Raw genomic sequence first — 14,775 nt, forward strand, 5'->3', positions numbered from 1 at the left:
GGAGTGATTTCTAATATGACGGTAAACAATGGCGGCAACTTGTCTAAAGAATATTTCAATGCTTATATCAGATTAATAATGAATGCACGGAACTGCTCATTGGAAGATGCTGAAGTTTATATATATGAACATTTCTTTAACGGAAACTCACATTCGTTTGGAGAATTTAGCTATTCTAGTTATTTGAAGGCCGTTGAAGAAATGTCTATGGAATAATAAGCTTTATGAAATGCATCAAATAGCAAAATGGGTATTGAATGCAATTGAATGGCGCATGAGCAAATGCAATGCGGAGCATAATTGTGATCGAAATACAGTTCATAAGGTAATGAAACGCATTGTGACGGAAAATCATACTCGATATGATGTTCCTAAGCCCCGAAGTAAAAGAATACCGTGAAAGTCCAACTCTTTTGAAAAACTAAAAACCCGGAATAAATTCCGGGTTTTGATTACACTACATTATGTTATCCACGACACACTGCCTCGCTTTTCGCATAGAATCTTAAGCTTTACCCTAAGAAAGTTGCTTTAGCTTCTCAGTAAAATGTTCTTCAATGAAAACAATGAATCCCATCCATCGGGTTAACCCTCCCAATCATCGGAGTCGAAGTGAAATCTTTAATAGTATAGGTCGATATGAATTTTCTATACCTATTTTTCACCATTCAATTAAAAAAAGTGAAAATGGACATGATATTTATGATAATCTACTTGTAAGATGATGTAACATTTCTAATTTATGTATACTAAGCGGTGTTTCTTATAATCGTAGGTGAAGAGTTGCTCTTTTTGCCAGAAACACCAAAGGATAATAAAATCCACAGGAAGGAAGTGCGAACAAATGGATGTAGAAACGATTATGGAGGAATTAGAAGCCTTAGGAAAGGAAAGAACAAAAAAGACTTACATAAGTAATGGGGCAAGAGAACCTATATTTGGTGTGGCAACTGGTGCAATGAAGCCACTTGCAAAGAAAAACAAATACAATCAACCATTAGCACAACAGCTATATGATACGGGAAATTATGATGCTATGTATTTCGCAGGAGTAATTGCGGATCCAACAGTTATGACGGAAGAAGATTTTGAGCGTTGGATAGATGGTGCCTATTTTTATATGCTGTCTGATTATGTAGTTTCAGTAACATTGGCTGAAACTAATATTGCACAAAAGGTATCAGATCAATGGATAGAAAGTGGGGAAGAGCTTCGGATGTCGGCAGGGTGGAGCTGCTATTGCTGGTTATTTGGAAATCGAAAGGATTTTGAATTTGATCCAAGCAAAATCACGAATCTGTTAGATCAGATCGAGAAAACAATTCATGATTCCCCTGAACGAACAAAATCGGCAATGTGTAATTTTGTGTACACAGCTGCAATTTCATATGTACCTGTTCATGAAAAGGCGGTTGAAATCGCAAAATCAATTGGAACAGTAGAAATAAAACGTGAAAACAAAAAAAGCAGTATGGTGGATATTTCTGCTAATATCCAAAAGGATTTGGATCGAGGGGCACTTGGCTTTAAACGAAAATATGTTAGATGTTAATTTTCCATAATAATATTATGTAAACTTACAAAGCAAATTTGAGCTGATTATAAATCTTTTCATGAGTTTATTTAAATTTCAGAGCAGCATATTCCCCTTATAAAGCGATTCTTATAGAATAATTAAAAGCATTCAAGAATGAAACAATCTTGAATGCTTTTTCGTGTTTTTAATTGGAATGTATTACCTGAACCCGTCCAATCTGCCCATCCGTGAGCCTGACTTTAATGCCATGGGGGTGATTTGGCGATTTGGTTAGTATGTCTTTCACAATACCTCTGGTAAGTGTTCCGGTTCTTTGATCTTTTTTTAGAACAATATCTACGGTGGTACCAGGAATGATGTCTTTACGATTTTGGCCGTTCATTAAACACCCATTTTTCTACGAGTATTGCTAGCTTTTTTTGTTTGCTGGCTTTTCATCTTTTGGCTTGAAAGGTCTGTTTTCATTTTACCCTTACCATTATTGGAGTTGTTCTTTTTGTTCTCAAGCTGTTGCTTTACGAGCTCTTGCAAACTTTTCTTCTTTGGTGTTTCATTTTGATTATTCTCAGTCATAGGAATTCCTCCTTATGGAATACGTTGTCAGTTCAGTATAATCTATTTTCACGGCTTTGGAAAGAAAGTACATAGTCCAAATTCGATGTAAAGGTACTCGGTAATTTGTCTATTTAAGTGTGCTGTATTTGGGGAAAAATCATGATAAAAAGTAGGAGATTTGTTCAATAAGAGATGCCTCATAGACAAATCCTGGGGATTAGTAAGAAATTTGTCCAATAAGAGATGCCTCATGGACAAATCCTGGGGATTAGGAAGAAATTTGTCCAATAGAAGATTAAGTCCATATAATTGTGTAAAAAGAAAAAGAGTCATTTTATTCTCTCTTGGATACAATGTTTTCAGCGACGATAAACATGAAAGAGGGAATAATAATGACTCAATTACAGTTTAACTTAGATATGGACTTTTTAAAAGATTCTGTACTAAATTCTGACTTAAATACAGTGGTTAAATCTGCTTTAGTATTAGTTTTAAATGAGTTTATGGAAAAAGAAAGAGACGAATATTTAAATGCAGCGGCTTATGAGCGTTCGAATGATCGAATCGATTACCGAAATGGCTACTACGAGCGTGAAATCGTTATGAGTGTTGGAAAACTAACTTTAAAAGTTCCTAGAACTCGCAACGGTGAATTTTCTACTAGTGTGTTTGAAAAATATGCTAGACATGATCAAGCGTTGATTCTATCGATGATAGAAATGGTTGTAAATGGTGTCTCCACAAGAAAGGTAACTCAAATTGTGGAACAGCTTTGTGGTGAAACTGTATCAAAATCACTCGTGTCTTCACTGACTCAAAAACTAGATCCCATTATTAACACTTGGGCAAACAGACCTTTAAACACGACTTACTATCCTTATATTTTTCTGGACGCAATGTATATTAAAGTGCGTGAACATCACCAAGTTGTATCGAAGGCTGTCTATATTGCAACGGCTATTACAGAAGAGAATAAACGTGAAATTTTGGGTTTAAGTGTAGACCATGTGGAGAGCTATGATAGCTGGAGTCGTTTTCTTCAACACTTAAAATCCCGAGGAACTCAATCACCCAAGTTAGTTATATCTGATGCTCACCAAGGTTTACGAAAAGCCATCCAACGCGAATTCATCGGAACTACATGGCAAAGATGCAACGTACATTTTAAACGTAATATTATTGAAAAGCTGCCGAAAAAGGATTCAGGAGATTTCCGTCTCATGATTAGACGTATCTTTGATGCAGTTACCCTTGATGATATGCGCAAATTTAAAGATGAATTAATGAATCAGTATGCAGAAGATCGCAGATATGAAAAAGCACTTACAGTACTAGATGAAGGTTTCGAAGATACCATTCAATATATGAATTTTCCGAAAGGTATACGTGTCAATATTCGAAGTACGAATTCTCTGGAACGACTAAATCAAGAAGTACGTAGAAGAGAGAACGTAATCCGTATCTTCCCTAATACCCAATCTGCCTTTAGATTAGTTGGTGCTGTGTTAATGCACTATCAAGAAAACGATTATTCAAAAAGAACAGGACTTTCTAGATAGTATTTCTGATTTATCTTGTCAACCTTAACTCCCGCCCAGGGAGTATCTCACATTCCGTAAAGGCTATCAAAGTGAAAAGAGCCTTTGACAGCCTTTACGGAATATGAGTGATTAACCCATGGGAGTTAAGGGAGAAAAATGTAGTGGGTGGATAATTTATTACCCCCAATTTTTACAATTAAAATTTAGTTGAAAACATTCGTATTGAATTTTACACAATAACTTGGACTTGACTCAATAGAAAGAGCCTCATGGACAAATCTTGAGGAATAGTAACAAATTTGTCCAATAGAAGGAGCCTCATGGACAAATCTTGATAAAAAATAAGAATTTTTTTCAATAGAAGGACCCTCGTGTACAAATCCAGATAAGAAGGGGGAATAATCTGTTTAACAAAAACCAGCTTCAATGACAGGATTTCAGTTGTATAAGTTCAGCTTTGTACACACTCAGCTTTTCACCAATATTTTCCATATTATATTTGAACACCACTAAACTCACATCTCTTATTTTCAGAATATTATTTACATTATTCGCTGAATAGTATATATTACATATAACTAAAAGGTTATAAGTAAAGGTGAGGGGATGCTAATGCCTGATGTTTATCGAGCATTAGGGGATTTAACTCGACGTCGAATAATTAGTATGCTGAAACAAAGAGAAATGACCCAAAAGGAGATTGTTGAAGCTTTTACCATTTCTCAACCAGCGATTAAAAAACATTTAAAGATATTGCTGGAAGAAGAAATGATAGCAGAAAGTTCAAATGGGAAGTATCGTATTTATTCAATAAATTATTATACACTTCAAAATGCTTACAATGAAATGCTTCAATACATCGGAGAATTACTGGATGATCAACTCGTTAGTCTAAAAAATTATGTGGAAAAAGGAGAGTTTCGAGATGAACAAAGTGAAGGACTCCGTGATGAGACAGATTGTAGTTGATGCACCTTTGGAACTGGTTTGGGCTGCATTAACTAAGCAGGAGCATTTAAATCGTTGGTATACGAAAAATGCGCAGATAGATTTTCGGATAGGTGGCAGAGGCTACATGAATCATGGCTGGGGAGCAACAACTGAAGGAGTATTTACAGAAATACATCCCATGAAACTTTTTGTGCTTCAAAGTCTTGATGGGGATTTTACTACCATTACCTCTTTAGATAAGATTGAAAACGGTATACTAGTAACTATTGAATATAAATCTTCTATTTTGGGGGAAATGGACTTATCAACGATTGAAAATATGCTATTCGGCACAGGTCAATTTTTAGAAAACCTTCAAACTGTATATGAAACAGGCATTGATCATCGAGCAAACTTTTGGAAAGCTTGGATTGGAATAACTCACACAACCAATGAGTTCAGTAGAGGGACAAAAGTTGTCCAAGTGAAGGAAGGTACTGCTGCTGCAATGGCTGGAATTATTTCTGAAGATATAATAATGGAAATTGATGGAAGCGCGATTCGGAACCATGAATCCCTAGAGAGAGCTATAAATGAACTGGAACCTGAAAGTACTACTACCTTAACCATATTGAGAAATCGGGAGAAGCTACAAATAAGCTGCAAGGTTGAAGCTTATCCAGTCACTTACTGAAATGTCATAGAAAAAAGATGCTACCCATATAGCATCTTTTTTATTTCATGTAACTTTTTTAGTAAGTTATCAACTAATCTAAAAGGGGGGCGATTTTATGAGTATACGGATGATAGTGCACTTGGTGATTGTATGCATTTTAATCGGATGTAGTAATCCCGAAGTGAATAAGTTATCAAAAATATCTAATGAGAGTGATAGGATAACCTCTGATACTACTGACGAAAAACCACCCGGACTAATACTAACTATCGGGGGAGACGTGATTAAAACCTACAGAGGAACTTATTCTTGGCATTATCAAGATAAAACCACAGGGCAAGATGTAGTAATTCATGCAGATCATGCAGGTCCAACCCAAATGGTGAATATTGAGGAAGGGGTTAAAGCAAATTTATCTAAACCAGTAAATTTAAGATTTGCAAAAGAACCAATTAGTTATGAAATTAATCTCTGGAATAGTGATGAATTAGTTGCAACCTACAAATCATTTGAAGAAATAAAAGAACAAGGAAATTATATAGTTGAAATCGTAGGATTATGGGGGAAAAGCACAGCAACTTATGTGCTTGCACTTAATATTACCAATCAGTAGAAGCCTAAAATAGGTTTCTTTTTTTCTATAAAAATTATCCGTATCTGTAACTATATTCCATATAATTCGTTTCTTACATATAGGCAACATAAAGGGGATTTTATGAGAAATCTAAAATGGTTTGATGATGCATTCCTGGCATTCTGTTGGATACTTTTAATAATTTCGATAATTCTCTTTGTTATTTTTGGTAGTTTCTTTATTGCTCTGTTTATTAAGGAAATTCAAGGTTTTTCATAAGGAGGGACTACAATGATACTACACCTGAACGTACTAGGTTTTTTTCTATTTTTCATTACAGGGGTGTTACTGCTTATTTTAATTATTAGATTAATAATCTTCTTTTTTAAGAAAAAACGTTTTCCTAAAAAGCTCCTTATTGCGTCATTGATAGGGTCATGTATGTTTTTTGGTATCTTCGTTTATCTCAATTATTTTTTCACGTTCGATCAGCTTAAAGGGGAATCTTTTACAAATCCAGTGAGTTCGCCATCGAAAAAATATACAGTAAATGCTTATCTGCAAAACTATGGAGGAGCTGTTGGTGGTGTTAAAATATGGGTGAATATCACGAATCATGAAGAAAATGATCAAGTTAAAACTGTTTATTATAGTGAATCTAGTAGAAATTTTTTTATGTATTGGGTCGATGATGAGACAATCTCAATCTCACATGAATCTTCAAATTATATAGATTCAAAAAATAGTATTGAATTAAATGTAGGTAAAGACATATACGATGAAACTGGCATAGCTTGCACAAGCCTATTAATGAAAGATAAATATGAGAATTGCTACTATAATTAAAGACGCATTACTTATCAATTTTGGATATTTATGGTAAAAAAGTTGGATTGGAGGAGATAATAATGAAATGCAGAACTTGCAATTTAATAGCACTATCAGGATTTGTTATCGCATTTATTTTACTTTTCAATAAACGAAAATCCAAACAAGGCCATACCCTATTTGTCTCAAGTGGAATTGAAATTGACTATCCAGTTATTGATATAGAAAAACAGGAGGTTACGGCTTATATTACATATAAGGAGAAATTGTATATGCGAGTGCAGTATAATCTTGATACTCGCGAAACAAAAGTAACTGGAAGTTTGGAAGCCATCAAGCTAAATCCATTAGTAAAAAATAAGTTTCCATTAAAAGATGATGAATATATTGAAATGATTAAGATGAATGCAGAATACTTAATTGAAAATGAAAAAAAGAACGCTGGAATTCTTTTGAAATAGGCAATTTGGAAAAATGTATTGACTTCCTCCAAAATTTTCTTTAATATGATGAAGAATTAATTGCCCGAACAAGTCGGGAGAGGTTCATAGCTGATACCCTCTATAAAAAACTATGGAAACATGACATTATGCCATGTCCATATTAGGACGTGGCTTTTTTTATTTGTTTCATATTTTTTTATATTGCAAGCGCTAAAGCCTCTCTTGAAAAGTATTGGGATACATTTTCAAGGAGGTTTTTTTTATGTCTGGCCGAAAAAATGAAGAAGGCTTAAATGATTTAAAATTATTAGGAAATCAAAATACACAATATCCATCTGATTATGCACCGGAAGTATTGGAAGCCGTGGATAGTCTTCACTCTAACCGTGATTATTTTGTAAAGTTTAACTGCCCGGAGTTTACGAGTCTATGTCCAATTACTGGTCAACCAGACTTTGCGACAATGTACATTTCCTACATTCCGGATCAGAAAATTGTAGAAAGTAAATCACTAAAGCTTTATTTATTTAGCTTTAGAAACCATGGGGATTTCCATGAAGACTGTGTGAATATCATTATGAATGATTTAATTAAATTATTGGACCCAAGATACATTGAGGTTTGGGGTAAATTTACTCCTCGGGGCGGAATATCGATTGATCCATGGTGTAATTATGGTAAGCCGGGGACGAAATATGAAGAAATGGCAAATTACCGTTTAATGAATCATGATCTAAATCCTGAAAAAGTCGATAATCGATAAATTAATAGTCCTTCACACTAAGAAGGAAGAGGTTTTAGCTACCCTCTTAAAAAAACTAAGAAGAAACAGCATTTCTCTTAGAATGCTGTTTTTTCATGAAAAAGGAGTTTTATAGGATGAAGCAAGGAAAAGCACTCGTCGTGTTTAGCGGTGGTCAGGACAGTACAACCTGTCTATTCTGGGCAAAGAAACGTTACTCAGGAGTAGAAGCGGTTACTTTTGATTATGGTCAAAGGCATCGTCTTGAAATTGAATGTGCAAAAGAGATTGCCAAGGAACTAGATGTGAAGCATCATATTTTGGATATGTCCCTATTAAATCAGCTGGCACCAAACGCATTAACAAGAAATGATATTGAAGTGGCTGATGGAGAGGGTGGAGAGCTGCCATCTACCTTTGTGCCTGGTCGAAATCTACTTTTTATGTCTTTTGCAGGTGTTTTAGCGAGCCAAGTGGAAGCAAAGCACATCATTACCGGGGTATGCGAAACAGATTTCAGTGGATATCCTGACTGTCGCGACATTTTTATAAAATCCTTAAATGTAACGTTAAATCTATCGATGGACGATACCTTTGTGATCGAGACACCACTAATGTGGCTAAATAAAGCTGAAACATGGGCGCTGGCTGATCAATTGGGTGCACTCAATTTTGTTCGTGAAAGAACCTTGACTTGCTACAACGGTGTAATGGCAGATGGATGTGGAGAATGTCCTTCATGTAAATTACGTCAAAAAGGGCTAGATGAATATCTTTCCATAAAAAAGGAGTCTTGATTAATGGGTGATTTCAGAATTGTCGATAAGCTCCAAAAAATTGATGTAGATATACAGAGAAGCCAATTAAAGTATCATTCTAAGCGTGTTCTCGTGAGCAAAGAATTTACCTTTGATGCAGCACATCATTTACATAACTATGAAGGTAAATGTAAAAATCTGCACGGCCATACGTATCGAGCCGTATTAGGGATTAGTGGCTATACAGATGAACGAGGATTAGTAATTGATTTCAGTGATATAAAAGAAATTTGGAAACAGAAAATTGAGATTGATTTGGACCATCGTTATTTAAATGAAACACTGCCATTAATGAACACAACAGCTGAAAATATTGTTGTTTGGATATATGAAAAGCTGCAAGAAGCACTTGTTGAAGAACAGAATTCCACTGAACTGCGTGTAGAATTTGTTCGACTATATGAAACCCCGACAAGCTATGCTGAAGTAAGACGGGAGTGGATGGATTGTGAGTAAAATTCCCGTTATTGAAATTTTTGGACCGACCATTCAAGGTGAAGGGATGGTCGTAGGACAGAAGACGATGTTTGTTCGGACTGCTGGATGTGATTATTCTTGCGCTTGGTGCGATTCCGCCTTTACATGGGATGGTAGCGGGAAGCATTTAATTGCTCAAATGACAGCTGAAGAGATATGGGCGCAATTAAAAAAACTTGGTGGCAATGGTTTTTCATTTGTCACGATTTCAGGGGGGAATCCAGTCCTTCTTCGTAATTTAGAAGCGCTTATTACAATATTAAAAAACAATGACATCAAAATTGGAGTCGAGACACAGGGGAGCAAGTGGCAAGAATGGTTATATGACATTGATGAATTAACCATTTCCCCCAAGCCTCCAAGTTCAGGAATGGTAACAGATTATTCAATGCTTACTGAGATGATAGGAAAGCTTAAAAGTCGAAACAGCAATCAGCACATTTCACTGAAAATCGTAATTTTTAATGATGAAGATTATGCTTATGCGAAGGAACTACACCTCAGTTATCCATCATTACCTTTTTACCTTCAAGTAGGTAATGACGAAATTACTGAGAGAAACAATGAGCAATTAATTAGGCATTTACTAAAGAAATACGAGGGATTGGTTGACAAGGTTGTTGCGGATGAACAATTAAAAAATGTTAGAGTTTTGCCACAGCTACATACGCTTATTTGGGGAAATAAAAGAGGCGTCTAGCTTTGATTTTGCAAAATGAATTATAAGGAGATACACATGAGAATATTATTTTATTTATTATCCATCGTGATAGCCAATGTAGTCACAGCGCGATTTGCACCATTAGAATTTGGGATGTTTATTGTTCCGATGGGGACACTTTTTGTTGGAGCAACCTTCATTTTCCGAGATTTGGTACAGAACAAATATGGTCGGGGAAAAACGTATCTATTCATTTTTACAGCATTAATTTTATCAGCAATCGTTTCCTATTCTTTAGGGGACACTTTAATGATTGTTGCGGCTTCCGCTCTTTCTTTTTTAATTGCAGAAACGGCTGATACAGAAATCTATACACGTCTAAAACTACCAATGGCTTGGCGAGTATTTTATAGCGGTATAGTGGGAGGAATACTGGATTCGGTAGTTTTCGTTATAGTTGGATTAAGCCCACTTGGAGCAGGTTTCCTTCCGTGGGAAGCAGTTCCAGCTGCTATTGTAGGGCAAGTCATCGTAAAAACGATCATACAAATGTTCGGTGCCTTAATCCTAAACCAAATTCATGGTATTAAAGAGAAAGATATGATTACAGGCTAATAGAACAACCTCCTTTCTAAAGAAGGAGGTTGTTCTATTTTCACAATTGAACTTGAAAATTATAGATGGGTGTGCAGAACCGGATATAGCTGACTTGAAATTAAAAAAAATAGCATATGAAAGAGACTTTCAACTTTAATGTTGAGGGTCTTTTTTTTAGGGTGAATTTAGTGCTAATGTCATGATTGTTTTTTACTTATTTTCTGCTTAGGGTAAGGGATATTCTCTTAAAATTGTAAATTATCAGAAAAAACGTATTGACTTGTATTGTCATATTGTCTTACAATTAATTTATCAGAAAATTCACTAAAGATAAAGGGGGAAGGAAATGGTTCAATCAAAGGTCGATTTTATAACTGGGGGAGTTATAGCTGCAGTTGCTGCAATCATGTTTATAATGACGTTCTCATTTGAAGAATTTGCAGGGGCCGGCGTTGGTGTTGGCGTTGAATTTATGCCGAGAGTTATAGCTGTATTAATGCTTATTACAGCAGTTGTCATTATGATTAATGCCTATCGAAACCGTGATAAACAAATAAAGGTAATTGATGGGGAAACAGGGTTAGAAGTTGAAGAGGAGGACCCAAATAGTAAAAATTATAAAAAATTAAGTATCAGCTTAGGTGCCATGATCATCTATGCTATTTTGACACCGTTTATAGGATTTTTATTGTCCTCCATACTTTATTTAATCACTCAAATGTTTATTTTATCTGATAATGACAAGAAAAAGCTTATTGTCATTGGGACAATATCAATTGTGATGTCGGTGATCGTGTATTTCATCTTTAGGAATGTATTCTACGTTATGCTACCTCAGGGAATCATAGGTTAGGGGGGATAAAATGATTCAAAGTTTGTTGGAAGGTTTTGGCAATGTTTTAAGTATCTCGACAATTCTCTTAATATTGGGAGGTACAATTCTGGGGTTGATTTTTGGATCCATACCAGGATTAACCGCAACGATGGCAGTAGCTATCTGTTTACCAATCACATATGGAATGAATCCGATAGCAGGGATGTCACTTTTAATGGGTTTATACATTGGTGGCGTTTCAGGGGGATTGATTCCAGCAATTTTATTAAAACTGCCAGGCACACCATCCTCAATAGCTACAACATTTGATGGTTATCCTTTAGCACAAAAAGGTGAAGCTGGGAAGGCGTTTTCATTCGCCATTATTGCATCTTTCTTAGGTGGATTGGTCAGTATTCTCTTATTAATAATGGTCGCTCCTCCACTTGGACAAGTCGCACTGAAATTTGGCCCATACGAATACTTTGCTATCGTAATATTCTCATTAACATTGATAGCAAGTTTATCAGGAGATTCATTGCCTAAAGGAATTTTGTCAGGGTTACTTGGAATTGGTTTTGCGATGGTGGGTTCCGCACCAATTGATGCATTCCCACGATTTACATTTGGAATATCAGCGTTTGATGCAGGATTTGACTTGATGCCAGTGTTAATCGGTTTATTCGCAATATCCGAAATATTGCTTGTTGCTGAGAAAAGGGGCTACCAGGCACTAAAAGTGAATATCAAAAAAATTAACTATAAAGTGCCGTTAAAAGAGTATCTAGAAGAAAAATGGAACTTCGTAAGATCTGCTGCAATTGGTATAGGCATTGGAATACTACCAGGTATTGGTGGGGGAACAGCCAATTTGATTGCTTACGCTGCAGCAAAAAATTCCGCAAAAAAGCCAGAAGAGTACGGAAAAGGGACGCCAGGAGGGGTTGTTGCATCTGAAACTTCAAACAATGCTGCGATTGGTGGAGCTCTAATACCACTAATGTCATTAGGAATTCCTGGTGATACTGTTACAGCAATGCTATTAGGTGGTTTAGTGTTACATGGATTACAACCAGGACCTTTATTGATTCAAAACAATGCTCCCGTAGTGTATGGTATTTTTGCTGCGTTGCTAATTGCAAACGTTTTCATGGCAATTCTATTATTTGCCGGTATGCGTGGGTTTGTTCGTTTACTAAGTATTCCGCAATATATCTTACTGCCAATCATTATGACGCTATGTGTAGTGGGAGCTTATGGTGTAAATAACAGAATGTTTGATGTGTATGCATTATTATTCTTTGGATTGATCGGCTACTTAATGTTGAAGGTACGTATCCCTTTAACACCACTTGTTCTAGGATTTATTTTAGGCCCATTACTTGAAACAAATTTACGTCGTGGGTTAATGCTGTCTCAAGGCGACTTTATGCCATTTGTGACTCAGCCGATTGCAGCATTATTCTTGCTGGTAACTGTAGTTTCAGTAGGATGGAAAATCTACAAGTCTTTTAAAGCGAAGCAAAAAATGAAAGAATCTAATGAAAAAGTTGCGTATGACAACTAAAATGGGGGCTATTAAAAATGAGAAAATATTGGGGAATTTTACTTGTTTCTTTAATGGTATTGGTACTTGCGGCGTGTAGTGAGAAAGCTACAGGGGAGGAAAAGGGTTATCCAACGAAACCGATTGAAATTGTTGTACCGGCTGGTGCTGGAGGAGATACGGACTTAAATACTCGTACACTAGCAAAATATTTAGAGAAAGAATTAGGAACTTCACTTGTTGTATCGAATGTTACAGGTTCTGGTGGAACGGTTGGAGTAAGCAAAGTATTAGATTCGACAGCAGATGGCTATTCAGTATTAGCGTTTCATAACTCAATGTTATTAAACAAAATTTATGGTCTCTCTGATCAATCAATCGAGGATTTCAAATTTGCAGGAACAGGCGTTTTGGATCAAGCAAATACATTTGTCGTTTCAAAAGATAGTAAATTTAAAACTATAGAAGAGCTAATCGAATATGCGAAAGCAAATCCAAAAAAGGTGACAGTTGCAACAGAGATGGGATCAATGACGTATATTCAAGTGATGGAGTTTCAACAGTTAACAGGGATTGAGTTAAATATCGTTGATATCGGTGGTGCGTCTGATAAATTAACGGCTTTACTGGGTGGACGTGTAGATATCTTCCCTACATCATTAGGATTTGTAAAAAGCTATATTGATTCAGGGGATTTTGTTTCACTTGGAGTTCTTGCTGAACAGCGTTTAGAATCTGCTCCAGATGTACCAACATTCCAAGAACAAGGTGTTGACATGGCAATCGATAAAGTTTTCTATTGGGGATTCCCGAAAGATACACCAGACGAAGTCGTTCAAACATTTAGTGAAGCGATGGAAAAAGTTGCTGCCAATGAAGAGTTCCAAGCAGAAATCCGTGAATATTGGGTTGAACCGGTGTATTTAAATGGGGAAGAAACAGCAATGAAACTGCAAGAACTATTTGATCACTATGAAACGATTAAAAATGCAGGGGAATAGTGAGGTGAAATAAGTGAAATTATCAGTAACTGTAAATACAACCGATCTTGCAGATTTAGATTTGCAGCAAATGGTGCAACTAGGGATTGATTGTGTCGACTTTGGGATTGGCCATTCATTTAAAGGTGTCAAAGAACAAGGTTTTCCTGATTTAGACGAACTTTTAAAGTTAAAGAAACGATTGCGTAGCTGGGGATTGGAAATGAATCGTGTCACACTTCCCAATATCACACAGGCATTCATGGAAGAAAAACCAGGAAGTGAAAAAGAGCTTGAAAATTCCATTAATGCTGTAAAAGTGTTTGGTGAAGCGGGAATAAGTATTGTGCGTCAACGATTCGAAGGCGATGTGTTTTATGGTCGATCATTAAGCTATGAATCTATCCAACGTGGAGGATTGATCGGACGAGGTGAAAGTGTTGGATTATTAAAAGAAAAAATGCCTACTCCAACCAACGAAGAGCTGACTCGTTGGTGGAGAAACTTTCAACGAGCATATCGAGAGATTGTAGATGAGGCACTCGAGTATAACGTAAATGTAGCGATGCATCCGTCTGATACACCTCACCCAGATTCACCCTTTGGCGGGATTGGTCTTCATCGGATTATTGATGACTTCCCTCAAAAAAATGTTGGGTTTGTGTATTGTATTGGAACAAGGGCTGAAGCAGGTGGTTCCTCACTAGTTATGGATGAAATCAATCATTTCGGAAGAAAAAATCGTATATTCCTGGTTCATTTCAGAAATGTACGTGGCAGCCTTCCAACAGCGGGTGCTTTTGAGGAAGCAATGCTAGATGATGGGGATTTAAATATGTTTAAAATATTGCTTGAACTCGACAAGGTTGGCTACCAAGGATGTATCAACCCTGATCATGTTTTAACATTTGCGGGTGACACACCTGATTTAGATGAAAAATGGGCATTCTCAAATATTGGATGGAAGCATTCAAACTTAGGCTTCGCTTACTCTATCGGTTATATGAAAGCTCTGTTAAATGCCTTAGTAGAATACAAAGGCAGAGCATTTTAGGG

Annotated in this window: 19 protein-coding genes and 1 riboswitch; of the genes, 17 read left to right on the forward strand and 2 right to left on the reverse strand. The window is 36.1% G+C overall.

Translation table 11 applies throughout. From position 1 onward, the window contains the following. The first annotated feature begins 15 nt into the window (after positions 1-15). Both C1N55_RS09005 and C1N55_RS09010 read left to right on the forward strand, forming a co-directional pair. Positions 16-216: a hypothetical protein gene (locus C1N55_RS09005; protein ID WP_137728512.1), complete on the forward strand. Its 201-nt coding sequence runs from the start codon at positions 16-18 to the stop codon at positions 214-216. Between the two features lie 628 nt (positions 217-844). After that, positions 845-1,552: a DNA alkylation repair protein gene (locus C1N55_RS09010; protein ID WP_137728513.1), complete on the forward strand. Its 708-nt coding sequence runs from the start codon at positions 845-847 to the stop codon at positions 1,550-1,552. Positions 1,553-1,721: 169 nt separating this feature from the next. On the opposite strand, the gene C1N55_RS09015 is transcribed toward C1N55_RS09010, so the two are convergent. Further along, positions 1,722-1,919: a YwbE family protein gene (locus tag C1N55_RS09015; protein WP_137728514.1), complete on the reverse strand. Its 198-nt coding sequence runs from the start codon at positions 1,917-1,919 to the stop codon at positions 1,722-1,724. Then, positions 1,919-2,110, reverse strand: a complete 192-nt coding sequence (locus C1N55_RS09020) for a hypothetical protein (protein WP_137728515.1) — start codon at positions 2,108-2,110, stop codon at positions 1,919-1,921. The genes C1N55_RS09015 and C1N55_RS09020 overlap by 1 nt, the downstream gene beginning before the upstream one ends. A gap of 374 nt (positions 2,111-2,484) precedes the next feature. Here C1N55_RS09020 and C1N55_RS09025 point away from each other — a divergent pair, with 374 nt between their 5' ends. The 15 genes from C1N55_RS09025 (at position 2,485) to C1N55_RS09095 (ending at position 14,773) form a co-directional block, all read left to right on the forward strand. Beyond that, positions 2,485-3,651: an IS256 family transposase gene (locus C1N55_RS09025; protein WP_137727068.1), complete on the forward strand. Its 1,167-nt coding sequence runs from the start codon at positions 2,485-2,487 to the stop codon at positions 3,649-3,651. Between the two features lie 594 nt (positions 3,652-4,245). Continuing rightward, positions 4,246-4,602, forward strand: coding sequence for a metalloregulator ArsR/SmtB family transcription factor (locus tag C1N55_RS09030; RefSeq protein WP_168193831.1), 357 nt, complete (start codon positions 4,246-4,248; stop codon positions 4,600-4,602). Then, positions 4,559-5,257, forward strand: coding sequence for an SRPBCC family protein (locus tag C1N55_RS09035; protein ID WP_168193832.1), 699 nt, complete (start codon positions 4,559-4,561; stop codon positions 5,255-5,257). Before C1N55_RS09030 ends, C1N55_RS09035 begins: the two co-directional genes overlap by 44 nt. Positions 5,258-5,354: 97 nt before the next feature. Next, positions 5,355-5,852 carry a hypothetical protein gene (locus C1N55_RS09040; RefSeq protein WP_137728518.1) on the forward strand — a complete coding sequence of 166 codons (498 nt, stop codon included), beginning with the start codon at positions 5,355-5,357 and terminating at the stop codon, positions 5,850-5,852. A 252-nt stretch (positions 5,853-6,104) separates the two neighbouring features. Continuing rightward, complete coding sequence (locus C1N55_RS09045; RefSeq protein ID WP_137728519.1) at positions 6,105-6,659, forward strand: DUF5412 family protein; 555 nt, start codon at positions 6,105-6,107, stop codon at positions 6,657-6,659. A gap of 62 nt (positions 6,660-6,721) precedes the next feature. After that, complete coding sequence (locus tag C1N55_RS09050) at positions 6,722-7,102, forward strand: hypothetical protein (protein ID WP_137728520.1); 381 nt, start codon at positions 6,722-6,724, stop codon at positions 7,100-7,102. A gap of 73 nt (positions 7,103-7,175) precedes the next feature. Continuing rightward, positions 7,176-7,222: riboswitch (PreQ1 riboswitch) on the forward strand. Positions 7,223-7,346: 124 nt separating this feature from the next. Then, a complete protein-coding gene (queF, locus tag C1N55_RS09055; protein WP_137728521.1) occupies positions 7,347-7,847 on the forward strand; it encodes a preQ(1) synthase in 501 nt (166 codons plus the stop codon). Positions 7,848-7,963: 116 nt separating this feature from the next. Beyond that, complete coding sequence (gene queC / locus C1N55_RS09060) at positions 7,964-8,623, forward strand: 7-cyano-7-deazaguanine synthase QueC (RefSeq protein WP_137728522.1); 660 nt, start codon at positions 7,964-7,966, stop codon at positions 8,621-8,623. Positions 8,624-8,626: 3 nt separating this feature from the next. After that, on the forward strand, positions 8,627-9,100 hold the full coding sequence (queD, locus tag C1N55_RS09065; RefSeq protein ID WP_137728523.1) for a 6-carboxytetrahydropterin synthase QueD: 474 nt from the start codon (positions 8,627-8,629) through the stop codon (positions 9,098-9,100). Next, the gene (gene queE / locus C1N55_RS09070) at positions 9,093-9,821 is read left to right on the forward strand and encodes a 7-carboxy-7-deazaguanine synthase QueE (RefSeq protein WP_137728524.1); all 729 of its coding nucleotides are present in this window, start codon (positions 9,093-9,095) and stop codon (positions 9,819-9,821) included. Before queD ends, queE begins: the two co-directional genes overlap by 8 nt. Before the next feature lie 36 nt (positions 9,822-9,857). Further along, complete coding sequence (locus tag C1N55_RS09075; protein ID WP_137728525.1) at positions 9,858-10,397, forward strand: VUT family protein; 540 nt, start codon at positions 9,858-9,860, stop codon at positions 10,395-10,397. A 328-nt stretch (positions 10,398-10,725) separates the two neighbouring features. Then, positions 10,726-11,232 carry a tripartite tricarboxylate transporter TctB family protein gene (locus C1N55_RS09080; protein ID WP_137728526.1) on the forward strand — a complete coding sequence of 169 codons (507 nt, stop codon included), beginning with the start codon at positions 10,726-10,728 and terminating at the stop codon, positions 11,230-11,232. A 10-nt stretch (positions 11,233-11,242) separates the two neighbouring features. Further along, positions 11,243-12,760, forward strand: a complete 1,518-nt coding sequence (locus tag C1N55_RS09085) for a tripartite tricarboxylate transporter permease (RefSeq protein ID WP_137728527.1) — start codon at positions 11,243-11,245, stop codon at positions 12,758-12,760. 17 nt (positions 12,761-12,777) lie between these two features. After that, positions 12,778-13,740, forward strand: coding sequence for a tripartite tricarboxylate transporter substrate binding protein (locus C1N55_RS09090; protein ID WP_137728528.1), 963 nt, complete (start codon positions 12,778-12,780; stop codon positions 13,738-13,740). A 13-nt stretch (positions 13,741-13,753) separates the two neighbouring features. Next, positions 13,754-14,773, forward strand: coding sequence for a mannonate dehydratase (locus C1N55_RS09095; protein ID WP_240758418.1), 1,020 nt, complete (start codon positions 13,754-13,756; stop codon positions 14,771-14,773). Positions 14,774-14,775: the final 2 nt, after the last annotated feature.

Source organism: Lysinibacillus sp. SGAir0095 (genome assembly GCF_005491425.1).
GTDB lineage: Bacteria > Bacillota > Bacilli > Bacillales_A > Planococcaceae > Ureibacillus.